The following is a 24826-nucleotide window of genomic DNA, read 5'->3' on the forward strand; positions in this document are numbered from 1 at the left end:
GAGAACATATGACTTATTTTAAATATACCTATAGTAATCGCGAAAAAATTGGAGAAAACCGCTAGAGTAATAGAAATCAATGGAGCAGACGGCAAGATTCTTACAGAAGACGAAGAAATTTTGCCTCTATCCACTTATAAGGAACATGATTACTCCTTTGAACCTTTCCATATACAAGGTGTAATTACCAAACGAGGGTATTTATGTTTTTTATAAAAAAAAACGCAGCTATTTAATTCCATTATTTATAATCTAATAAATTTATTTTACAAAGAGCTAGGTGTCACAAATATGCGATTGAGTATTTCACCTGATATTTATTAAATTAGAAATTAAACCTTTCGTATTACAAGTTGATCCATTACAGTTTCAAGAAGAGATTAAATAACTTACATTCTCATATGAAATCAGGTACGGTCCTTCCACATGTAGAAAGAGTTTACTTTAAAAATAATGTAGAGCCATTAACTTTTCATGCAGATCATGAATTCAAGCAAAAAGTAGTGCAAATGGCAGCGGATACTGGTATGGGACAGGAAGAATTCCTATTGCAAGCTGTAAAATCTTATATGGTAAATTTAGAATAGCAATAAATTTGTTATTAAAATAAAAAAGCGTAAAAATAAATGTACAGAGATAATAAAGTTGTTTAAAAACGCCAATCATGTTATTCCATAATTGGGCCATTTAATGGAATAAAGCTAATTGATTTAACCGGGACAGCTTGTTTAATAAGAAAAGGAAATAAAATCAGTTTTATGGAATTAATTAGGTGATTCATTTTACAGGAGGGATAACTGAATGGCCGAATTGATTTATCATGTTGCAGTTTCACTAGATAACTTTATTGCAGATCAAGGTATGATTGATTGAAATATTAATAATTCTAGCTTTTTATTTGATGGAGATCATGTCCCAGACTTTTTATCAGATATTCATCAATACGATGCCGTATTGATGGGTGGAAAAACATATGAGTTTGGATTTCAATTCGGTGCTAAACCAGGTGAACCTGGCTATAAGGGCATAAAACATTACATATTTTCCAACTCCATGCAGTTTGAGTCAAACGAAGAGGTTGAACTTATTAAAGGTGATGCTATAAAATATATTAAGAATCTGAAAAAGCAAGGGAACGGTAAAATATGGCTATGTGGAGGCGGAGAATTAGCTGGGTCGTTGATTAAACATAAACTTATTGATCAATTGGTATTGAAGGTTAATCCAATTATAGTCGGTGAAGGTATTTCTTTATTCGGAAGTGTAAAGCCGCGTCTTAAGTTGAAGTTAGTGGACATGAAACAGTACCCTAGTGGAGTTGTCAAACCGACTTACAATATTATTTATGCTTAGTATTATCCTAGAGAACCACTGTCTTTAATTAATTTCCAAATAAAACTTTAACCAATTATTCAATAAAAGGGCGCTATTGTTGAGCAAAAAATAGATTTTTAAACAACTATATTTTAACCCCGTTCTAAAATTAGAACGGGGTTATGCTTGTTTTAGGTTTTAAAATTAAATAACTTGATTGTCTTTTTACGATAAAACCTTTCTAAACCTTCTTTATTACTTTACTAAATCTAATTTCTCTTATTGAAATTTCTAATTACCTTATTCAAAATTAAAAAGAAATAATGTATTACACCTTTTATTATGAACAAGATCATTTATTAGCTTACCATAATATTATTATGAATAATGTTTTAACTATAAAGTTTATATGCTATTAATTCTTTATAATAAATCATTTTCTTATTTTATATTTTCTTGTTTTTGCACGATTTTAATAGATCTCTTACTAATCCTTATAAGCATGCAAAAAGAGAGAAAAATAAAAAATCCGCCAAATAGAGCAAATACAACTGTAGGCTTGAAATGTGCTAATAATAATCCCGAAACAATGGGTCCGACAGCCATTCCCATATATCTAATAAAATTAAACATTCCCATTGCACTTCCTCTATTATGTTCAAATTCATTTGCAATCATAGTAGCGAATAAAGGAGTGAGGATACCAATTGATATTCCGTGGAGAATTAAAGCAACTGTTACACCAATTAAAGTATTCGAGTGTGTCACAGCAAATAATATTACGCTTAAAGCTAAGACTACATTTCCAGTTATAAAAAGATTTTTTTGTGAAATTTTTGATTGAATTTTTTTAAAGGTCATACTGCCAATTATTAAACTTATAGCCATTGGTAAGTAAAGTAAACCCACTACTTGTAAACTTAATTGATAATGATCTGTTAATAAAATTGGTAAGTAAACAATGAAGGAGAAATAAAGGAAAAATGCAAAGAAACTTAATATTAATATGGAGCTTCCCACTTTGCTCTTAAATATAGAAGCATAGTGAGATATAAGTGTTTTTCCACTCATTTCTTTTTTACTCCCCTTACGATCTCCAGGGAAATATAACCAATTAGTAATAAATAAAATTATAGATACTACTACAAGTAGCCAGAAAACACCTGGGTAATTATATTTTTCCCCAATAAAACCTCCTAACACAGGTGCAACAGCAGGGGCAATGGATAACATGGTTTGATATGTACCCATTGCACTTCCTCTTTGTTCTCCTTGAAATACAGTACCAATTGTAGTTGCCGCAATAAGTGGTATTGCAGCTGTCCCTACAGCCTGTAAAATTCTACATATTAAAAACACTGTAAAGTTACTTGTAATTGCACAACCAATACTCGCTATAATTGTTAAAATAATACTCGGAATAAGAATAGTCCTAGCACCTTTAAAATCAATTATAGAACCAAAAACAATTTGCATAATTGCCGTAATAAAAATAAATATGGAAACCGAAAGGTTAACCATTGTTATAGATACTTGGAATGAATCCCGGATTATGGGGATTATTGGAGAGTATATATTTTGGTTTAAAGAAGCGAAAAAAGCACTAATACACAACAAATATAAAAGAAAAGAAGCACTTGATTTAACACGGTTCATGCTATCCCTCCTAAAAAATTATTAATAATTAGCTAATTTATTTAAATTATAATAACTTTATTTCCCCAACATTTTATTGTTTATATTTTGTAAAAACTTCAATATTGCACTTTGTTCAATTTCAGAAAATGAATCAACGAACTGATAAAATTCATTTTCTTTCTGGTCATGAATTTTCTGATGTAATTCACAAAGTGATTGTCCTGCCGGAGTCAGTTGATAATATACCTCCTTTTTATTATCAATTGACTGAAAACGAGTGATTAAATTTTCTTTTATTAATTTGGTGTTAATTTTTGTGATATTCGCTTTAGATAAATTCATTTTCCTTGCAATTGTAATATTATTTATTGGTTGATTCTCACCAATACAGGCAATTACGTGTATACTTGTCATATTTGTCGGTACATGTTCTATTTCATCCATTTTTGCTTGCTTAAAAAAAGTCTCAATATCCTTATCTGCCTTTTGTTCATTGAGGTGTAACAAATGTAGATAATTATCGTAAATTTTCTGTTTTATTCCCTTATTCATTTAAATGCTTCTACCCTTCTTTATCTATTTTATTCTTTTTGTTTACCGGTAAACTATTTTGATTTTATATCTTCACTTAGCAATTGTCAATTGCTAAGTTGGAATTTAACTAATTATGTAAACACCTTTAATAGGGGTACCGCCAGCATTTCGGAAAAAAACCACGCTAAGCAAATTTATATGAAAAAAGAGCCGTATCTTACCCCGTTAAGAGTAAATCGGCTCTTTTATATTCAAAGGGCGTAAGGCTTGTAAACTTGTTGAATGTAATCCCTCAAACTTATATTCACCTAAGAAATTGATGTGTTCCCAACCTAAAGGCCATATATACGGCATTAAATCCTCTCGAAATTCGCCTGTAACTTTTAATTCTCCTACGGCTTTTTCCATATAGACCGTATTCCATACACTTATCGCATTAATAATAATATTAAGTGCACTGGCCCGTTGCAATTGATCTTGAAGGGCTCTTTCTCTAAACTCTCCGCTTTTTCCGAAAAATATGGCTCTGGCTAAGGCATTTGTGGCTTCACCTTTGTTTAAGCCTTTTTGTATTTTTCTTCTTACTGATTTACTTGAAATATAGTCTAAGGTAAAGATTGTTTTTTCTATTCGACCCATTTCACCAAGGGCGGTTGCTAATTTATTTTGTCTTGCATAAGATCCAAGTTTCCCCATGATAAGCGAACTAGATACTTTACCTGTTCTTACAGAGTATGCTAAACGTAAAACATCATTATAATTGTCTTGAATAACCTTTAAATTAATTTTACCTTTTAATAGTGCTTGGACATTAGGGTATTCTTGCACACCATTAATAGTAAAAAGTTTCGTATCCATTAAGTCACGAATACGTGGTGCAAAGCGGAAACCTAGAAGATGTGTTAATCCGAAAACTTGGTCTGTATATCCGGCGGTATCTGTATAATGTTCTTCAATCATGAGGTCTGTTTCATGATGAAGTAACCCATCAAGAACGTATAGTGCATCTCGGGCATTTGTATTAATTACTTTTAAATAGAAGGAAGCAAATTGATCACTTATAAATCTATAGATAGTTGCTCCTCTTCCGGTTCCATAATGCGGATTAGAATCAGCATGTAAAGAGCGAACGCCAATAGGTACCCGCATTCCATCTGAGGACGATGTATTACCATCTCCCCAATATGTTGCTAATTGTCGCCTGTGTTGAAAGTTAACTAGAACAGACTGAGCTCGAACCATAGCATCATCATACATTCTCCATTGTGCAGTGTTTGCCATTTGTCTATAAGAGATTCCAGGAGTAGCCTCTGCCATTTTTGTAAGACCAATATTTGTTCCCATTGCCATTAGAGTTGCTAATACTATATTCTTCTCTTCTTGATCAGGAGATTTGTTTGTTGAAGCATGAATAAATTGCTCATGAAATCCAGTCCAGCTGGCTACTTCTAATAGTAAATCTGTGAGCTTTATTCTTGGTAACATATTATGTAGACGGATACTAAATGCTTTTGCTTCTTCTGGAGTCCCTTTATCTAACCTCTCCACATATAGCTTTCCTTGGTTGATATCAACACCTTCTAATTTTTCACTGTTTTTTGATAACCAGTCCAAACGTTGGTTTAGCGAAGTAATCCTTTCTGTTAAGTACTCCTCGACCGTTAAAGGAACTGCCAAGTAATTTTCCGCATTTATTATATTTCTCCAATCCTCTTCAGATATTAAGTAATCATCAAATGCCTTATGCTGTCTACTTCCTGAAACAAATATATCTCCTGATCTTATGTAATTTCGCAACTCTGTTAATGCTGCAAGTTCGTAATAATGTCGGTTAACATTACCTTCGTCGTCATACACATGTTTTTGCCAACGATTTGATACAAAATTCAAAGGGGCACTCATCGGTACTTTGCGCTTTCCGTTTATGTTTAAATCATGTATAGTATGAAGCGCTTGAAGTACTGGCTCTGCCGATTTAGTTGATCCAAACTGGAAGACCCTTAATAGGGCAGGCGCATACCGCCTGATATAGGAATATCTAGTCTCCAACAAATCTAAATAATCATAGCTTATAGGTCTTGATAACTGTTTGGCTTCCTCAACCGATTCCACCATTTTATCCCATGGCATAACGTCATCTAGAGCTGTAAAAGCATCTTTCCCTACTTCTTTCGCTTCAATAAGTGCTCCACATATCTTGATAAATTGTACAAGTTTTTCATTCAGTTTTTTACCATTTACTTTTTGCATCTCATCTTGTGCTTTTTTTCCTTTTAATTGAAGATTCATCATGATACGGTCGTGTATTTCAATTGCATAATCGATTAAATCTTGTGTAATTTCTAGCATAAAGGCAACTAAAATACTGTATCTTCTTACTTCATCAAACCTTCTAAAGGCATATGGTTCATATTTTGATCCTAATCTTGCAAGCTGCCGAAGGCGGTTGGAATTAATCTTGCTCGTATCAACTACAAGCCCTATATCTTTTACATATTCAAATCGCTCCACAACCTTGAGAAAAGACTCTGGTGATGGTTGAGAGGGAAGTTGTTTTAACCAAACCAATGGCGAAATTCCATTGTTTGTGGGTAGAAGTAAAGCATCTATTCTTTTCTTTTGCTCAGATGTTAAGTCATCATACAAAATACTGTATACCTTTTGATCTGCTTGCTGTTTGGCTTCCCAAACTATATTTTCAATTACATACATGGCAGGAAGAATAACTTTTGATTTCCGTAACATGGACAGTGCTATTTCAATTAAATGAAGTGAATTGCTGTTTTCCATAGCTTGTTGTGTAATATGTTTCAATAGATTCTCTTCATGTTTAGAAGAAAAATTACTGTACTCATACTCTTCACGAATTTCACTAAGATGCTCCCATAATGTGTTGCTACGATTGGCATATTTAGAAAACTCTTCTGCAGGAATCTGTAGCTGTCTTGCGATATGCTGGATTACTGACATAGGAATATCTTTATACTCAGTTAAAGCCCATCCAGGATAACGAATTAATGCCAGTTGAAGAGCGAAACCTAAACGATTATAACCTCTACGATGCTTGAATATTAAATGTAAGTCATGTTTAGAAAAGGTATGAAATGTTACCAAATCCCATTCTGTTAAACGTGATAAATCCATTAACTCATTTCGTTGTGCCTCCGACAGTAATTGCTTAACTCCCATTCTTTCCTTTTTCCTCTCTTTAAGAATTTATTTTTATTTTTTAGTTTAAATCGTTTAAAGTTATGGAGCGCAATGTTGTATGTACGGTTAATCCTTTAATTACTTGTTGAAAGCTTTCTGTAGATACTATAGGGGAATATAAAAAGGGTGAAGTTATTTTAAACATTAATTTTTTTATTTTAAAATAGTCTATATTATAGCTGTATCTTACTGCTAATTATAGCACTTAATCTAAGATAATTTAATTAGCGCATATATTATATGTAAAGTCATTTATTTAGAGTGAAATTCATAAAAAAGGAGCCCTATACTCTTTGGGCTCCTCCATAAATTCTTATACAATATTAATCTTTTACAGCTAATATTGTATGTTTAAGGTATTAATTGTTTTTAAATTGCAGTAGATATAAATACAGAGTATACAGCGCTTTGGGTAATTCCTGGAGTAATAAACAGTGAGATAGCATCTGTTCTTGCGACTGGATTACCAGGTATTGTACTAGTCCATGTAACAGTTGCGGGTGCCACTACTGGATTCGGATTAAATACCCTTACAGGTTGTGCTCCAACATCAGTAGGTTTGATTGAAAATACAATAGTCCCTGTAATATTAGCTGTAAGTGTGAGAGTAATTGTAGATACGATTTGACCAGCACCTGGTGCAGCTAGGTTAGTAGGTACATTATCACATATTCGTATCAAGTATATTCCTGTGGATAGATTATTCACATTAATAGAAGCGGAAAAACCAACAATACTACCAGCACCAGCAGTTACATAAGGAATTGTTTGTGAATCAGCACCTGGTGATCCTGCTGTGCGCTGAAATCCCGCATTAGTACCACCAAAAAGGATAGCCTTAGTAGAAGCTGTTGCCGTAGCGCCGGTAGCGCCAGTAGCTCCGGTTGGTCCTGTAACTCCGGTTGGTCCTGTAGCTCCGGTTGGTCCTGTAACTCCGGTTGGACCAGTAGCTCCGGTTGGTCCTGTAACTCCGGTTGGTCCTGTAACTCCGGTTGATCCTGTAACTCCGGTTGGACCAGTAGCTCCGGTTGGTCCTGTAACTCCGGTTGGACCAGTAGCTCCGGTTGGTCCTGTAACTCCGGTTGATCCTGTAACTCCGGTTGGACCAGTAGCTCCGGTTGGTCCTGTAACTCCGGTTGATCCTGTAACTCCGGTTGGACCAGTAGCTCCGGTTGGTCCTGTAACTCCGGTTGGACCAGTAGCTCCGGTTGGTCCTGTAACTCCGGTTGGTCCTGTAACTCCGGTTGGACCAGTAGCTCCGGTTGGTCCTGTAACTCCGGTTGGTCCTGTAACTCCAGTAGGTCCTGTAACTCCAGTAGGTCCTGTAACTCCAGTAGGTCCTGTAACTCCTGTAACTCCGGTTGGTCCTGTAACTCCGGTTGGTCCTGTAACTCCAGTAGGACCAGTAACTCCAGTAACTCCTGTAACTCCGATTGGTCCTGTAACTCCGGTTGGTCCTGTAACTCCAGTAGGACCAGTAACTCCAGTAGGTCCTGTAACTCCGGTTGGTCCTGTAACTCCGGTTGGACCAGTAGCTCCGGTTGGTCCTGTAACTCCGGTTGGTCCTGTAACTCCAGTAGGTCCTGTAACTCCTGTAACTCCAGTAGGTCCTGTAACTCCTGTAACTCCGGTAGGTCCTGTAACTCCGGTTGGTCCTGTAACTCCAGTAGGACCAGTAACTCCAGTAGGTCCTGTAACTCCGGTTGGACCAGTAGCTCCGGTTGGTCCTGTAGGTCCGGTAGGTCCTGTAACTCCAGTAGGACCAGTAACTCCAGTAGGTCCTGTAGGTCCGGTTGGTCCTGTAGGTCCGGTTGGTCCTGTAACTCCGGTTGGTCCTGTAGGTCCGGTTGGTCCTGTAACTCCGGTTGGACCAGTAGCTCCGGTTGGTCCTGTAACCCCAGTAGGTCCCGACGGTAATGTAAATGGTGGAATTGGTGGTAATGTAGGGCCTAAAAGGCTTGGATCAAGTGCCCCAGCAGATATGAAATCATCTGGGGCTAATCCTTTTGAATATTTTTCATTCTCATCTGACATAATATACCTCCCTTCTCTTTAAAAAATTTATTCAATATAGGGCTTGTACATACTATAAATCACGAAAGAAACAGTTTTTTAATTCATTAAAAATAAGTTTTAGATTTTTCAAAGGGTTATTTATTACTAATTAAATTTAATCGCATATGTATTTTATAAATAAATCCATTAAAAGAAACATTACCAAAAACCAATATTTTTGTAACTTTGCGTACCTTACTTATATTTTCATATTTATAAAGCTTTTCTGATTACCAAAAATAGTTACCAAAAACATTACCAAATACCTTTACAATAAATGAACCTTCGGTACAATGGATTTATATGATTGTACAGGAGGAAACAAATGATTATTGGTTATGCACGTGTATCTACTTTTGAGCAAAATTTAGATCGTCAAATTCATTCACTTAAGAAATACGGATGTGAAAAAATCATTCAGGAAAAATTTACTGGAACAATTCGAGAAAGACAGGGCCTTGTAAAATTATTTGATGTGATAAGAAGGGATGATACTGTTGTAGTTGAAAGTATTTCACGTTTAGGGCGCAAAACATTAGATATCCTGAATATTATCCAACAGTTCGAAGAAATAGGGATTCAATTTGTATCATTGAAAGAGAGTATGGATACAGGCACGCCTACAGGTAAGGCCATGCTACAGATGATGTGTGTTATTGCTGAATTAGAAAGGAACTTGATTGCAGAACGAGTAAAAGAAGGCTTAGAAGCAAGTAAGAAGCGTGGCAAAAAGTTAGGTAGGCCAAAATTAGAAAAAGAAAAGCTCTCAATCGCATTACGCATGTATGACAGTAAAGAATACTCAATTAAAGAGATTGTAGAAGGAACTGGTGTATCACAAGGTTCTCTTTATCGAGCAATCAATCAACGAAAACTTGAAGAAACACAGAAGTAAAAAAACTTTGCGTTTCTTTTTTATACATTTTTTGGAAACCACTTTACACTTCCCGGCACAGTTGCTCCTTCTACCTCAATTAGGAGCATTAGGTTTAGTAATAACAATTGTTGTATGGAATACCCGGTATATAGAATCCGCGCTACAAGTACTCCAAAATCGCAGTCATATGATTGATAATGATGATATATCTAGACTTTCATCATTAGACCATAAACATATTAATTATAGTAGGAAGGTATTCATTTATTCTCCCAGAAGAAGTAAAAAACGGACAATTATGTACATTAATATATGAAGAAAGCAACCAAATCAAAAAAGGACCCTGATTCCTTATAGGAACAGTTCCCTAATGTCCGCTAATGCTTGTTGCGTGATTTTGCATCATTGTACATATGCCTCCCCTTTTATCTAGATTTTCCATGGAAAGGTCCATACGATACATACACCCATTCCTCCATTCGTTCTAACAATGTTAATTTCATATATGTATCAAACTGCAGGCAGTTACAAGTCGTCACGTGATCGTATTTTTTTGTATACAATTTAATTTTTTGAAGTAATAATCCAGTAAAGAGAAGGTACGGCATGACATATACATGGGACGCAATCGATGTTATATGTTTAAGCTCAGAAGTAAAAGAGGGCGTTCCTTTTGTTAAAAAGGAACAAGATACCGGCATACCAATTTTCTGCCCGACAGCTGCTCCAATTTGTTGTAATTCATATATAGGCTGAGGATCGCTACTACCCCGTCCTACGAGTAAAACGCTACTACTTTGCATTGGAATAGTTTCACGTATTCTTTTCGCTACAAGTTCAACCATATGTGGATGCGTACTAAAAGGTGGTACAACTGAAAATGTTATATGTGGGTATTTCTTTTGTATTTGTTCTATTTCAAGAGGAATATCACGTTTATAGTGAGCTGCTGCAAATAATAAAACAGGTACAATCATTATTTCAGTTGCTCCCTCTAGTATTGTTTCTGTAACTGCATCCGAAATGGTAGGTGTTGTTAGTTCTAGAAAAGCTATTTTTTGAATTCTTTCGTTACGTTCTTTCATGACAGATTGAATAAAGCGAATAAATTGTTCATTGCCTTCTTGCAGGCGACTACCGTGTCCAACATATACAATGCCTTTCATCGTAGCACCAAATCTTTCTTCATAATAATGTCTTGTAATTGCTCATCTACATTATGTAATCCGACTTTATTCGCATAGTGTAAAGTTGGAACGTCGGTATACGAGAAGGGAAGAGTAAGAATATCAATAAAACCAAGTCGTTTTATTTCTGATAAAAAAGTATCAATTGAGGCACGCCCTTCAAACACAATGCTATCCCATGAGAATTCAGAAAGTATACGAGAATGAACTTCATCGAAACGATGATCAATTGTATACTCATGAGTCATCATATAGGAGCCAGCACCAATTTTCTCTTGAATAAAAGCAATTCGGTTAATATTTCTGCCTAAATAAACAGTTGTATGGGAAGAGAACTTTGCTTGTTTACTTAGTAGCCCATATTGCATAAGCTTTTCTTGAGTGGCAACGTTTATATACTGCAGTTTCGCCTGTAAGGAACGAATATCTTTCTGGTGTTTACTGCATGATCGCATCAAGATTTCTACACTTTCAGCTGAACAAAATACTAGGCGATCAACGCTAAAAATCTCATTGGTTTGTTTAGGTGTTAATGTGTATTCTTTCTTTTTAAAAGTTGGAATTTGATATATTTCTGCACCGGACTCTTGTAACATTTGCTTGATTGTGCTTTTTTTATTTGTTGCAGATGCAACTAAAACCTTCTTGCCATGCAATGGTTTACGTTCTTTCCAAGCGATTTGATTACGTAAGGAAACAACATCACCAACAATTGTCATAGAAGGGTTAGAAATATTTTCGTTCTTGACGATAAGAACAATGGTTGAAAGTGTACCTGTGACAACGCGCTGTTTACCAGTTGTACCCCATTCGATAACTGCTACTGGTGTATCTTCTTTTTTTCCTGCTTGTAGTAAGTTTTCGCAAATTGTAGGTAAGTTTTTTATACCCATGTAGTAAGCGATTGTGTCGCTATTGTGAGATAAATTATATTTTCCATAATTGGTTAAAGGACCTTTTGCATGTCCAGTTAGTAAAGTGACACTATTACTATAGTTACGATGGGTGAGTGGGATACCTGCATACGTACTAGCGGCGATGCTAGAGGTAATACCTGGTACAATTTCATATGGAATACTTGCTGCTGCTAAAATGCCCGCCTCTTCGCCACCTCGCCCAAAAATAAATGGATCTCCGCCCTTTAAGCGAACAACGATTTTGTTTTCTTTCGCAAAGTGAAGGAGGTGGGCGTTAATCATTTCTTGTCGCATCGTATGATTTTTGGGCATTTTTCCGCAATAAATAAACTCGCATGTTGTCTTCGTATAACTAAGGAGAGTAGGATTCAGTAAACGATCATATAAAACAACATCCGCACGCTCTAAGCACTCTATCGCCTTTTTTGTAATGAGTCCTTCATCACCTGGTCCTGCGCCAACTAAATATACATATCCGTTCATACTCGCACCTCATTTGTTTTTATTTAAAAGGAAGCCAAGGGAGGCTTCCTTTTGTAAATTACATATATATATAAATATCCCCGTCAATAACTTCTACGTCATACGTTTGAATACAACCATTATCGGGTTTTTGAACCTCACCTGTTAGTAATGAAATTTTCCAATCATGCAGTGGGCAAAAGACAAATTCCCCAGATACAATTCCTTCCGCTAATGGTCCATTTTTATGAGGACAGCGATTTCCTACAGCACGAATATCGCCATTTGAAAGATGAAATAGAGCAATAAACACATCTTTGATTTGCACCTCTTTACCAATTTGTATAGGAAGATCTTCTACACGCATAACTTTGATTTTTTCTCCCATTTGTAACATATGAATCACGCTCCTTATTTCACAGTTTCTACTTCATACATCACTTTTAATGACTTCGTTTCTAATGCTTGTCCCCATGCTTCTTTATATGTGCCACGAGCTTTTTGGAAACGTTCATTTAACTTAGTGACCATATTTGCATCTTGCAGTATTTCTTTTATGTGATCGAAGCCTAAACGTTCTGTCCAGTAAGCAGTACGCTCTCCGTAAATACCAGTTTCACGATAATATTGCATATAAGCTGTAGCAACGCGAAGGACATCATCTTCAGTAGGGACAATCATTACAAAATCAGCTTCGCGTACTTCCGTACCACCATTTCCGCCAATATAAAGTTGGTATCCATTTTCGACACAAACAACGCCAAAATCTTTCGTTAGTACTTCCGCACAGTTACGCGGACAGCCCGTTACACCCATCTTCATTTTATGAGGTGTATCTACCATTTCTAATGATTGTTCAAGCAACATACCAAGTCCTAATGAATCTTTCGTACCGAAACGGCAGAAGCGAGAACCAACACATGATTTTACATTACGAAGCGATTTTGAATATGCATATCCCGAAGTCATATGTAAGTCGGCCCATACGTTAGGTAAATCTTGTTTCTTAACACCATATAAGCCGATTCGGCTTGCACCTGTAATTTTCACAAGAGGAACATCGTACTTTTTCGCAACTTCAGCAATTTTCATTAAATCATCAGCTGTTGTAACGCCTCCGTACATGCGTGGAATAACAGAGAATGTACCATCGTGCTGGATGTTACCATTCATTCTTTCATTAACGAAACGGGACGATTTATCATCTTCATATTCTTCTGGAATCGCCATACGTACATAGTAGTTTAAGGCAGGACGACATTTTGAACAGCCGTCTTCATGCACAAAACCAAGGACGTTTCGTACTTCTTTTGGAGATTTTAAGCCTTTCTCGTGAATGGCCGCTACGACTTCATCACGGGATAAAGGTGTACATCCACACATACCGGCAGATTGCGCTGAGGCATCAAAAGCATCTCCAAGTGTATGAGATAAAACTTGTTCCACAAGCGGACGACATTTACCACAAGACCCTGCGGCTTTCGTACAGCCTTTAACTTCTTCAAAAGTAGTTAACTCTTGTTCTATAATGGCATGAACGATTGTGCCTTTCGTAACACCATTACATCCGCAAATCGTGTCATCGGCACTCATTGTAGCAACGTTAAGTTCACTTTCTTCACCGGCTTTGTGAAGAAGGGAAGCGGCTGTATATCCTTGTATATCTTCTTCTTTCTTTAACATGCTAAAGAGACGTGTACCATCAGCAGTATCACCATATAAAACGATACCCACGACTTTATTGGCACGAATGAATACTTTTTTATAAGAACGTTTACATTCATCAAAAATTGATATTGCTTTTGTTTGATCATCTTCGTGAATTTGACCAGCAGAGAATAAATCGCAACCGGCAACCTTAAGTTGTGTACTAGAAATGCTTCCGGTGTATCCATTAGTTCGTGAATTTGTTATATGTTTTGCTAATACCATACCTTGTTCATAAAGGGGTGCGACAAGCCCATAAACAATACCATCATGTTCGGCACATTCCCCAACTGCATAAATAGATTTATCACTCGTTTGCATATATTCATTGACTACAATACCGCGATTTACAATTAAACCAGCATCTTTTGCTATTTGCGTATTCGGGCGTATTCCAACAGCCATTACGATTAAATCACAATTTACAATTTCGCCATCTTCAAATTGAATACCCTCAACATGATTAGTACCAAGAATTTTCACAGTCTTCTTCTCCATAAGAAACTTCATATCCTGTGCCTCTAAATCCTCCCGAAGTAAGGAAGCTGCCTTGAAATCTAGTTGCCTTTCCATCAAAGTAGGCATTAAATGAACAACATGTACGTCCATTCCTAAGTCAATAAGACCACGTGCAGCCTCTAAACCAAGTAATCCACCGCCAATAACAACGGCCCTTTTATATTTTTTAGCTGCATTTATCATAAATTGAGTATCTTCAATAGTTCGAAATCCTGTTACACCGGAAAGTGTGGAACCCTCAATAGGTAATATAAAAGCATTAGAGCCCGTTGCAATAATAAGTTTATCGTACGTAAGGGTACGACCCTTTTCCGTAACAATAACATTTTCCTTTCGGTTAATTCCCTGAACCCTCTCGTTTGCATATAAGGTTATTTTATTTTCCTCGTACCAACTATATTCGTTCATGATAATATCTTGTATACTTGTTTTACCCTGTAGAACGTGGGAAAGCATAATACGGTTATAGTTTGGATGGAGTTCATCCCCAAAAATAGTAATATCATATAAATCGCCATCTTGATTTAGAATTTCCTCCATACAGCGTATGCCGGCCATTCCGTTTCCGATCATAACCAAATGTTTTTTCATATTCATTTCCTCCCTTTATACGGAATAATGAAAATACGCTTGCATTTCCATTATAATACATAACAAAAAATGGAAATGTGATATTTGTCACACCATTTGTAAAATTCACAAATTGTTAAAGTTTAACTTACATGTGAAGGACAAAAAGGTGATTATGTATTCCATTACTTAGGTAGGAATTTGGAAAGAAGGAACAGCTTATACTTAATTAGGTTAATATTTAGGGATACTTCCAAAAATAAACTCCGACTTATTCATGGGGCTGTATCCTATACTCCTTAACTTAAGGATTAAAACTATCCTTAAAATTAAAAATGCGTTATCTCCCCTTCCCCAACCTTGTCGACAATTCGAACCCTCAACAGGAATTTTATTAGGCTTTAGGGCGCTTAGGGTACAGCCGAAATACGTGTAAAAATAGGTCACGGACTTACTTTTACTTCCAATCTAATTTATAAAATTCTTTTGTACGGTATACACTAGACCTAAAAGGAGTAGTTATGAATTCTCTTATGGAATTTTTAAAATACATAGCACTTGCAGTTGGATGGATGTGTCTATTATCAATTTGGTATGCTATTTTCGTATTATAAAATTTTTGATATTTTATTAATGCTATCCCGTTGTAAAAAATATTACATATAAAAAGCTTTGGGGATTATGTAATTAATTTGCAAGGAATTCTCCAACCAATAGAAGAACCAATTCTTTTATTGGCTCAATCCATGACCTATTTTTACACGTATCTTGGTAGAATTTCGTATGTGTTCATTCCATTTTGGGTGCTTTTTGCCCAAATTCCCGAAATGGAGGAATAAGCTTAAGTTATTTACTCTTTATACTCTATGTTAAAAGGTACACCTTTCAGCCTACCTGTTTCTAATTACTTAAAGTTCTTTAGTATATTGAAATGCAGAACCTATTACCCAAATATGAATAGAAGCTAAAATAATATAGATAATAATAAAGAAAACTAATAGCTGAGGTGGGGATAATGAAAGTTAAAGTGAGTCATATGATATCTCCTTTCTTTGTGCTTTTTGTAATACATGGTGAACAATTTGGGGCTGGGGCACTTGGATTTTCACGAATTATTGCGAAAGAAGCTGGTTATGATGCTTCGGTAGGGGTTTTATTTGTGGGCATTGTAATTCACTGTCTTATTTGGATTATGTACTATATGTTATCTCTTGTTGACGGAAGCATTTTAGATGTCCATACATATGTATGGACATCTTTTTTGGAAAGCTGTTTAATATAGGATTTATGTTATACTTTTTGATGGTGAGTGTTTCTATTCTACGTACCTATGTTGAAATTGTACAAGTATGGTTGTTTCCTACCGCATCTACTCTTATTCTGACCACAATATTTTCTATTTTAATTTATTATATTATTTCGTCAGGTTTTCGAGTTATAACTGGCATATGTGTAATTTCAATTTTTGCATCTATTTGTTATATGATACTTTGTTTGTATTGCTTGATAAAATTGGGACATTTCGAAAATTTTTTACCGATGTTTAACCACGATATATCAAAAGTTTTTCTAGCTGCAAAAGAATCTGTATACACGATGACTGGTTTTGAAATTATTCTTATGATTTATCCATTTATCAAATCCCCAACAAAGTCGCATAAATTCGCACAATATAGTGTACTATTTTCCAATTTTCTTTATCTATTAAGCGTGATTTCTGCCTTAGCAGTTTTTAGTGAAGGTCAATTATCCCATGAAATTTGGTCCCAACTTTCTATGACACAGGTAATTCAGTTTTCCTTTCTCGAAAGGATAGAATATCTTGTAGTATGCGGGTATGCACTAATTATGGTTAGTAGCATAATTTTACCGCTTTGGGCACATACAAGAGGCATGAGAGAAATTTTTCATGTGAAACAAAAATATATTTTATTGATCTCCCTTATTATGGCAGTAATCATCTCAAGCTTGTTAAAGGATAGACACACGATTAATAACTTTATTACACAAATTTCAAGGTTATCTTTGTATCTTATTTTGATTTATATCCCTATACTATGCTTTCTCTTACATATAAAAGTAAAGCTGAAAGGAAATGTTAAATGGTAGGAAGTCAATATTTAAAGGACCTTTACGTCCTTTAAATATGAAAGAGCCGATTTTAAAATACGGCTCTTTTCTTATTCCAATTTGCTTAGTGCGGGAGTTCCGAAATGATAGCCACATTCCTACAGCTAGTTAATATAGTCATACGGTTATCTTGCCCTGGTTCTCATTTAGACGAATAAAAAAGTTTATAAAAAACAAAGACTTTTGGGAATGAAAGTAAGTCTATGACCTATTTTTACACGTATCTCGATTGTACACCAAAATGGCTCAAAAATTCTTAGGAATACTTAATACAATCTATTTTTTAGAATGAATAGGGGGAACGAAGTGTATAGTGTGATTAAAATGGAGATTGATATCTTAATCCCCTTATTTAAGGATCTCTGTTTTAAGCAGGGGTTTTAGTAGCCCAAAAATAAAAAAAGGCTTATTTAGTTATACACACACTTATATGATGAACATAAAGTAACGTATACAACGCCCTAACTCCACATTAACCCATTATAGGGTGCTTTTAAATTTTTTGATATTTTGAAGAAGGGAATGGGTAACTGAATGAATTATAATTTTATTCAATCAAATACATGGATTTCTTTAGAAAATAATTATGATTGTCAAATTATCCATTGTAGAGGACCTTGTTTATATAATGTGACATAATATAAACAATTGTAAAATATAATTGAAATGATTGTTAGTAAGGGTATATCCCGTAAAAGGATCTTTGTTTTAAAAAACGAAGGTCCCTTTACGCGTGTTTTTGTCCATCCTTCGGGAAAATAAGACAAAATGACTGCTTCTACTCTCACAATAGGCCCCTTCCATCACTACAACGACTAATAAAAATAAATAAGACGATACTTATAAGTTCAAAAAATCAAGTCTGGAAGTAAAAATAAGACCATAACTCAAAAATTACATGTATCTCGGCTGCGCCCAAATCTGCTTAAGTTAACCTGGTTAAAATATCATCTTTATTGATGTTCTTAATGATTGTCTCTAAATTTACGACCGTTGAAGGCTTACTAAATCCATAACGCCCATAAAAATTGATATGTTTTCAGGCAACTGGTAAAATGTTCATCCTGATACCTTTATTCTGGAATTTCGTTGATAAATTCGGTAATGGGTGTTTTTGCCCAAATCCTCGATGTGAAAACACCCAAGTAACATTCAATCACCATAATTATATTATGATGATATTTGGTGGCTATACCAAATACACACTATTGATTCCATTCGATACTAAATTGGAGGGGATTAATATCCCACCAATTATTTTAAATGTTTTTTCCAGGCCTTTTTTATACTGCCAGATTTGGATGTTGGGATATTTAATTGTAGGGCTACCGTAGATAGTGAAGTTAACCCACCATTTATGTAACGAAATCCAGTATTTTTTCTTTGAATATATTCGTCATAAACAATTTGATCACGACCTGCAAGATATTTAGCAAAACAGAGCATACTCTCTTCTAATTCCGTAAGTCCAATTGATAAGTCCTTTTTAACCGTCTCTAAGGAAGATTGTATATTATTTTGTAATTCTTCTGGCACCTTAATTTGGGACAAGACTTTAGAACGTGTTGCAAATTCCTCCCTCACATTTAATGCTAAATTATATAATTCTTCCTCACTCAATTTCCCATTCATTTTCTCCATGTTATCTAATAATTCCATACTAGTAATAATTAGATCTGAAATTTTACTTTCAAAACTTAAAAAAGTCCGCTGCTCTGCGTTCATCTCCGTTTTAGCAAGTATTGTTAAAGGGAAGATTACACTAAGTAAACAACTTAACAAAATTACAACATATTTTTTATATAAACCATGACTATTTACCCCCTATTTGAATTCTTTATTTCACCTAATTTTATGATATCCCAAATTAGTAATTTTATTTTGGATGTTTTTGCCCAAGCTCCGAAAAGACCTGCGGTAGTATGTCAAATGAAAAATAATACCGCAGGTCTTTTTCGGGGATAGGCAAAGATACCCCTTATTGGAATCCTTGATCACTGTGTAGGAGAATGCCTTTCACGTTCCGTTTTTTATACTTCACAAAATATTCAAATACCAAAATAAATCAGAACTGAATATTGTGTTAAAATCTAATTGAAAACGATTTCAAAAAATGAAGTATTAGGAGTGAGTTCAAGATGAAGAAAAAAATGAAGAAGCCTATGGTAGCATTGATGTTAGCCACCTCGATTGGCATACCTTGTATATCTGTACCTGGTAGTGCATTAGCAGCAGAAAATACTCCAACTAGTGTTAATGAAAATGTAAGAGTTGGTATTACAGATGTCCAATCTGAATTAAAGAAAATAGGGACATACTATTATACTAATGAAATTGCAGGTACAAAAATTGAATCCTGGCCTACACTAACTTTTAAGGCAAAGCCAGATAGTGTTGAGACAAAAGTTGATTTTAGTATTACGGATACCACAAATAAATTGAACTTTGATAGTAAAATCGTTGAATACATGGGAGAAAATGTGTTTGAGAATACTACTGATCAAACCCATAAGTTTTCAACAGCTAAATATACCAAAAGTGTAACAGAATCAATAGCGACAGCAACAACAAAAGGTTTTAATGTGGGAGGTTCGAGTAACATATTTAACATTCCATTGATCTTAAATAACGGTATAACAGTAAACGCAGGATTCAACTCTTCTACTACAGAGACACAAACAAAAGCTGAGCAAAAAACAATAGAAGCACCTTCACAATCCATTGAAGTTCCACCCCAAAAAACATATAAAGCAGACGTTATATTGGAACAAAGGAATTTTTGGGGAGATATTACGTTTACCGGTGTAGGGAGTAATCCTGTGACTACAATAAAGGGAACTGCATCATATTGGGCTCCAAATGGTATGGGTGCTTGGAAACAATACCCTTTTAGTGATAAAACAAAAAATTATTGGAATAAGTTAACAACTTCTCAAAAAAATAATTTAAATGGAATTAAATTTGAAAATAATGATGTAAAGGCAGAAGGTACAGCTAAAGTCGAAGGCATATTTGGTAGTAATCTAATTGTAAAGGTTTATGATATTACAGATAAATCAAATCCTAAGTTAGTGGAAACAAGAAGTTTCAAATAATATTTTGAGGAGGTTCCATCAAATTAAGTATTTGGGTTATTTTTAAATTTAATTTATAAGTCTTCGCCATTTTTTGTATTATCACCTGTAAAGGGAAGACTCCTAGTCAAGAAAACACTTTGATTAGGGGTCTTTTTTCTTATTCCCCCTTTTCGAGGGGATGGGTAAAAATGAAGTGAACCCCGAAAACGGGACACCAATCAAAACACCTAAACCACTTGTTCCCTAAATTCTTTAGGGGATAGGTGGTTTAATTTTTCTTGAATTCGCACACAATTGTAGTAATGAATGTATTCTAGCACAATCTTTCGCACAGTTGTGTTGGATACTTTTGTTATCTCTTGTGAATAGAAAGCTTCACTTTTCAAATGACCAAAGAAGCTTTCCATGACGGCATTATCATGGCAATTTCCTCTCCGGGACATGCTGGTGATCATGCCGTTTTCTTTGGCATACGCTTGAAATTCTTTTGCTGTATAAATACTTCCTTGACCCGAGTGAAGAAGGACATCTTTTACTCTTCGTCCTCTCATTGCTTGTTTCAATGTCTTCATCGCTAATGTCAGTGTTTGTGATTCGCTGATGACACAACTAATAATTTCACGATTAAAGGCATCCATGATCGTTGATAAATACAAGGTACGCTCCCAAAATAAGAGATACGTCACATCTGTAAACCACTTTTCATTTGGTCTGGATGCATCGAATTCACGCTCCAATCGATGAGGGGCTACCATTGGTTCCGCACCATTGATATATTTCTTTTTCTTTCGACGTACTTTTGAAAGAATGTGATTTTGTCTCATGATTCGTAATACTTTTTTATGATTGACACACAGTCCCATTTTTTGAAGAGTAGCGGTCACTCTTCGATATCCATACCGAAATTTATGCCTAAGACAGACGTCCTTTACTTTCTCTTCTATATCATCTTTCCAATCTTCCGTTCGTTGTAACCAGCGATAAAATGTGGAACGGGGTAATTCTAATACGTTACACAATTCTTTTATCGTTATTTTTGTTTTTACATTTTTCCATAAAGTAACTACAGTTTCTGGTTTCAGCCCCTTTCGATTTCCAGATACTTTCCCCATACAAGTAATTTTGTTTTTAGATGCTTATTTTCTAGACGTAGTTGTTCTAATTCACTGAGCTCTTTTGGTCCTTTTCCATAAGAATATTGTTTTCCTACAGGTTGTTGAAAACGATACGTTTGATCTGTACGATACCATTTCATCCATGTCTTAATTTGGGAAACATTTTTAATTCCGAGTTTCTCCATAATTATACGATTTGAATAATCTGAACTGACCCACGAATTTGGTACATGAAAAAAACACCTATGCTACCTGTTTCTTATATTCTATAGGAGACAGGTAGTTTAACTTTTTATAAATGCTAACTTAAATATGTACATTAACGCTTGAATAAATATGTACATTTTCAATTAGATTCTCCATACTGACCCTGAGGTGGTTAGTATGTATATTAAGCTAGATATTCAAACAGAATTTGAGGTTAAAAGTCTTTCAGACTTACCAAATTTGAAAAAACTAATGGGGAACTTAAAAATGAAGATAAATAAAAGTCAATTAGCCAGAGAATTGAATGTGGATCGGCGTACCATAGATAAGTATTTGAATGGTTTTACACCAAAAGGAACAAAAAATAAAACATCGAAAATCGATACATATTATGAAGTGATTGCAGCTCTCTTATCTAGTGATTCTAAACAAATCTTCTACTACAAACGAGTGTTATGGCAGTATCTAACAGACAATCACGGTTTAAAATGTTCACAGTCTGCATTTCGTTCTTATATTAATAGAAAGCCTGAATTTAGAAAATATTTTGATGAGGGAAAGCGTATTGTATCAGGTCATTCAGTGGGTGTCCGTTATGAGACACCTCCAGGAGAACAAGCTCAATTAGATTGGAAAGAAAGTATAAGATTTGAAACCAAAAGTGGCGATATCGTATATGTGAATGTAGCTGTACTTTTATTGTCTTACTCGAGATTTAAAGTCTTTCATTTGGATATTTCAAAATCACAAAGTGTTTTAATGTCATTTATGACAGAGGCATTTGAAATGTTTGGTGGTGTACCGAAGGTAATTGTCAGGGATAATATGAAGACGGTAATGGATGAAGCTCGAACAGAACACTTTACAGGAACGATTAACAATAAGTTTGCCCAATTCGCTCAGGATTTTGGATTTAAGGTACAACCTTGTATCGCAGGGCGACCAAATACCAAAGGGAAAGTAGAAGCGCCAATGAAACTTCTAGACGAAATTCACGCTTATCAAGGAAGATTCACTTTTAAAGATTTACATGAATTTGTGCAAAAATTATGTGCAAGAATTAATCAAACATTTCATCAAGGGACTGGTAAGATTCCCGTGTTTGCCCTAAAACAGGAAAAGAACCTCCTACAACCACTCCCGAAGAGCGCGATAAGAGATTCCTATATGATTAAGCATAAACTTGTAAAAATTAATACATCAGGCATGATATCTTACAAATCGAATCAATACTCAGTTCCAGCTGAATATCAAGGTAAGAACGTCGGTCTACAAGTATATGATAATCAAATATATGTTTATCATAACATGAAGTTAATTGTACAACATAAAATCAGCCAATCTAAGCTCAATTATAAAGAAGAACATTATAAAAAAGCATTGGCTAAGTCACTACCAAAATATCCGAACATTGACAATTTGGCGAAACAAAATTTATCAGTAATTGGTGAGGTATATAGAAATTAAGAATAGCTATCAACAATTAACAACAAACCTAGAGTATTTAAAATTAAAACAAATGGCACAACATTTAGGCGACATAGTCGATTTTAGCATTAATAATGAATTATCCTTCGTAGAAACACTGGTTAATCTGACAAACTATGAGATTGATGTACGAGAACAAAATATGATTCATTCTATGGTGAAAATGGGCGCATTTCCCCATCGAAAGGAGGGTGATGAGTTTGATTTCGAATTCCAGCCGAGTATTAATAAACAACAAATCTTAGATTTTATTTCTCTACGTTTCTTAGAGCAACAAGAAAACATAGTATTTTTAGGACCTAGTGGTGTTGGTAAGACCCATTTGGCCACGTCTATTGGTATAGCAGCAGCTAAAAAGCGAACAAGTACTTATTTTATTAAATGTCATGATTTACTTCAAAATTTGAAACGTGCCAAGATTGAAAATCGCCTAGAATCTCGTTTAAAGCACTATACAAAATATAAATTACTTATTATTGATGGAATTGGATACTTGCCTATTGATCCGGAGGATGCAAAATTGTTCTTTCAATTAATCGATATGCGTTATGAAAAGCGTAGTACCATCCTAACGACCAATATCAACTTCAAGTCTTGGGACGAAGTATTCCAGGACCCTAAACTCGCCAATGCCATACTGGATCGTGTCTTACATCATGCCACAGTGGTCAGTATTGTAGGACAACCCTATCGAATTAAAGATCATTTTAGCAAAGAAAATGATTGATTTTGTACATGCTTAAACAAGCGAAAATGTACATGTTTAGCTTGACATTTACAAACTTTTCTTGAATACGTTCCGTATTATAATACTCAATGTAATCGTGAATGAGTTGTTTGAGAGTAGAAGTTGAATGTATTTGTTTTTCTTGGGAGTAAAACAATTCAGATTTCAATGAGGAATGAAAAGATTCTATTACGGCATTATCATGACAATTTCCTTTACGGGACATACTTGTGGTAATGCCATTCTCTTTAGATAACGTTTGGAAAGCGTAGGAGGTATACACGGCCCCTTGATCACTATGTAGTATAATTTGAGTCTTTTGTTTTAGTTTGATCGCCTTCTCAACTGTGTTTAAGACAAGTGTTACGTCTTGTCTGTTACTTATTTCATACGCAATGATTTCATTGTTATATAAATCCATAATACTTGATAAATACAACATCGCTGTACCAAATGGCAAATATGTAATGTCTGTAACCCATTTTTCATTTGGCTTGTTAGCTTGAAAGTTTCTATTTAAGAGATTCTCTACAACAATTCTACTTTCTCCATTGATCCAGGTTCTTCTCTTTCTTTTAACCCTACATTGTAAATTTTTCGATGTCCATATCGAAAGTGATTTGTCATACAAATTGTCAAAATAGCCTGTTCTAATTTTGCTTCCTTTATATCTTTCCCTTTATTTTTCCATCGATAATAAGTAGAACGAGGTATATCAATTAATATACATATCTCTTTAATGGAGTACTCATCTTTCATCAACTCCACTACTTCTACAACTACTTCTTTAACAAACTCCTCTCGATTTCAGTTATACCTTCTTCACTAGCCTTTTGTAACGTACTTTGTTTTCCTACAGGGCGACTAAAACGATACGTTTCACCTTCACGATGCCACTTCATCCAAGTTTTAATCTGTGCTTTATTTTTAATTCCTAATTGTTCCATAATTTCTTTATTTGTGTATCCTTGTTTTTTCAGCTCGATTGCTTTCCATTTAATTTCTTCTGAATAAGATTTTCTCGTTCCCATAAAAGAAACACCTCCGTATATTCGTATTTAAATTAAATACGGTATAAGAGGTGTTTTTTCC

13 protein-coding genes and 7 pseudogenes are annotated in these 24826 nt (G+C 34.9%); 8 read left to right on the top strand and 12 right to left on the bottom strand.

The genetic code is table 11. From position 1 onward, the window contains the following. Positions 1 to 54: 54 nt before the first annotated feature. Positions 55 to 587: pseudogene (locus NST86_RS30895) on the top strand (helix-turn-helix domain-containing protein); the annotation flags it as partial. Between the two features lie 214 nt (positions 588 to 801). Continuing rightward, positions 802 to 1353, top strand: a pseudogene (locus NST86_RS30900) (dihydrofolate reductase family protein). Between the two features lie 402 nt (positions 1354 to 1755). Here the strand turns inward: NST86_RS30900 and NST86_RS30905 are convergent. The 4 genes from NST86_RS30905 to NST86_RS34985 all read right to left on the bottom strand — a co-directional run bounded on the left by NST86_RS30905 (position 1756) and on the right by NST86_RS34985 (position 8730). Then, entirely contained in the window at positions 1756 to 2970 is a 1215-nt protein-coding gene (locus tag NST86_RS30905; RefSeq protein ID WP_061663216.1) for an MFS transporter, read from the bottom strand. Positions 2971 to 3027: 57 nt separating this feature from the next. Further along, the gene (locus tag NST86_RS30910; protein WP_086423096.1) at positions 3028 to 3504 is read right to left on the bottom strand and encodes a MarR family transcriptional regulator; all 477 of its coding nucleotides are present in this window, start codon (positions 3502 to 3504) and stop codon (positions 3028 to 3030) included. 207 nt (positions 3505 to 3711) lie between these two features. Next, a complete protein-coding gene (locus NST86_RS30915) occupies positions 3712 to 6675 on the bottom strand; it encodes a Tn3 family transposase (RefSeq protein WP_340935194.1) in 2964 nt (987 codons plus the stop codon). Between the two features lie 390 nt (positions 6676 to 7065). Then, entirely contained in the window at positions 7066 to 8730 is a 1665-nt protein-coding gene (locus NST86_RS34985; protein WP_445661334.1) for an exosporium leader peptide-containing protein, read from the bottom strand. Between the two features lie 346 nt (positions 8731 to 9076). Here NST86_RS34985 and NST86_RS30930 point away from each other — a divergent pair, with 346 nt between their 5' ends. Beyond that, a complete protein-coding gene (locus NST86_RS30930; RefSeq protein ID WP_340935196.1) occupies positions 9077 to 9646 on the top strand; it encodes a recombinase family protein in 570 nt (189 codons plus the stop codon). A gap of 76 nt (positions 9647 to 9722) precedes the next feature. Next, a pseudogene (locus NST86_RS34990) lies at positions 9723 to 9975 on the top strand (Tn3 family transposase); the annotation flags it as partial. A 78-nt stretch (positions 9976 to 10053) separates the two neighbouring features. Here NST86_RS34990 and NST86_RS30940 read toward each other — a convergent pair. From NST86_RS30940 to nirB, 4 genes are read right to left on the bottom strand one after another with little or no spacing between them, the layout of a single operon-like run. Beyond that, entirely contained in the window at positions 10054 to 10794 is a 741-nt protein-coding gene (locus NST86_RS30940; protein WP_061662992.1) for a sirohydrochlorin chelatase, read from the bottom strand. Next, positions 10791 to 12215, bottom strand: coding sequence for a uroporphyrin-III C-methyltransferase (locus tag NST86_RS30945; RefSeq protein ID WP_061662990.1), 1425 nt, complete (start codon positions 12213 to 12215; stop codon positions 10791 to 10793). The genes NST86_RS30940 and NST86_RS30945 overlap by 4 nt, the downstream gene beginning before the upstream one ends. 58 nt (positions 12216 to 12273) lie before the next feature. Beyond that, a complete protein-coding gene (gene nirD / locus NST86_RS30950) occupies positions 12274 to 12591 on the bottom strand; it encodes a nitrite reductase small subunit NirD (protein ID WP_061662988.1) in 318 nt (105 codons plus the stop codon). Between the two features lie 14 nt (positions 12592 to 12605). Then, the gene (gene nirB / locus NST86_RS30955) at positions 12606 to 15011 is read right to left on the bottom strand and encodes a nitrite reductase large subunit NirB (RefSeq protein ID WP_340935199.1); all 2406 of its coding nucleotides are present in this window, start codon (positions 15009 to 15011) and stop codon (positions 12606 to 12608) included. A gap of 991 nt (positions 15012 to 16002) precedes the next feature. On the opposite strand from nirB, the pseudogene NST86_RS30960 reads away from it, so the two are divergent. After that, a pseudogene (locus NST86_RS30960) lies at positions 16003 to 17099 on the top strand (GerAB/ArcD/ProY family transporter). Positions 17100 to 18045: 946 nt separating this feature from the next. Here the strand turns inward: NST86_RS30960 and NST86_RS30965 are convergent. Both NST86_RS30965 and NST86_RS30970 read right to left on the bottom strand, forming a co-directional pair. Continuing rightward, a pseudogene (locus NST86_RS30965) lies at positions 18046 to 18225 on the bottom strand (hypothetical protein); the annotation flags it as partial. Positions 18226 to 18374: 149 nt separating this feature from the next. Then, positions 18375 to 18845 (bottom strand): hypothetical protein, encoded by a 471-nt coding sequence (locus tag NST86_RS30970; RefSeq protein ID WP_241675129.1) that lies wholly within the window; start codon positions 18843 to 18845, stop codon positions 18375 to 18377. 413 nt (positions 18846 to 19258) lie between these two features. Between NST86_RS30970 and NST86_RS30975 the strand changes: the two genes are divergently transcribed. Continuing rightward, positions 19259 to 20215, top strand: coding sequence for an ETX/MTX2 family pore-forming toxin (locus tag NST86_RS30975; protein ID WP_061663532.1), 957 nt, complete (start codon positions 19259 to 19261; stop codon positions 20213 to 20215). Between the two features lie 209 nt (positions 20216 to 20424). Here NST86_RS30975 and NST86_RS30980 read toward each other — a convergent pair. Further along, positions 20425 to 21515, bottom strand: a pseudogene (locus NST86_RS30980) (IS3 family transposase); the annotation flags it as partial. 181 nt (positions 21516 to 21696) lie between these two features. Between NST86_RS30980 and istA the strand changes: the two are divergent. Further along, positions 21697 to 22986, top strand: coding sequence for an IS21 family transposase (gene istA, locus NST86_RS30985; protein WP_061663604.1), 1290 nt, complete (start codon positions 21697 to 21699; stop codon positions 22984 to 22986). Beyond that, the gene (gene istB, locus NST86_RS30990; RefSeq protein WP_061663605.1) at positions 22982 to 23734 is read left to right on the top strand and encodes an IS21-like element IS232 family helper ATPase IstB; all 753 of its coding nucleotides are present in this window, start codon (positions 22982 to 22984) and stop codon (positions 23732 to 23734) included. Before istA ends, istB begins: the two co-directional genes overlap by 5 nt. On the opposite strand, the pseudogene NST86_RS30995 reads toward istB, so the two are convergent. Continuing rightward, positions 23715 to 24765 (bottom strand): annotated as a pseudogene (locus NST86_RS30995) (IS3 family transposase). The gene istB and the pseudogene NST86_RS30995 overlap by 20 nt on opposite strands. Between the last annotated feature and the right edge of the window lie 61 nt (positions 24766 to 24826).

It is taken from the genome of Bacillus sp. FSL L8-0199 (assembly GCF_038005705.1).
Lineage (GTDB): Bacteria > Bacillota > Bacilli > Bacillales > Bacillaceae_G > Bacillus_A > Bacillus_A cereus.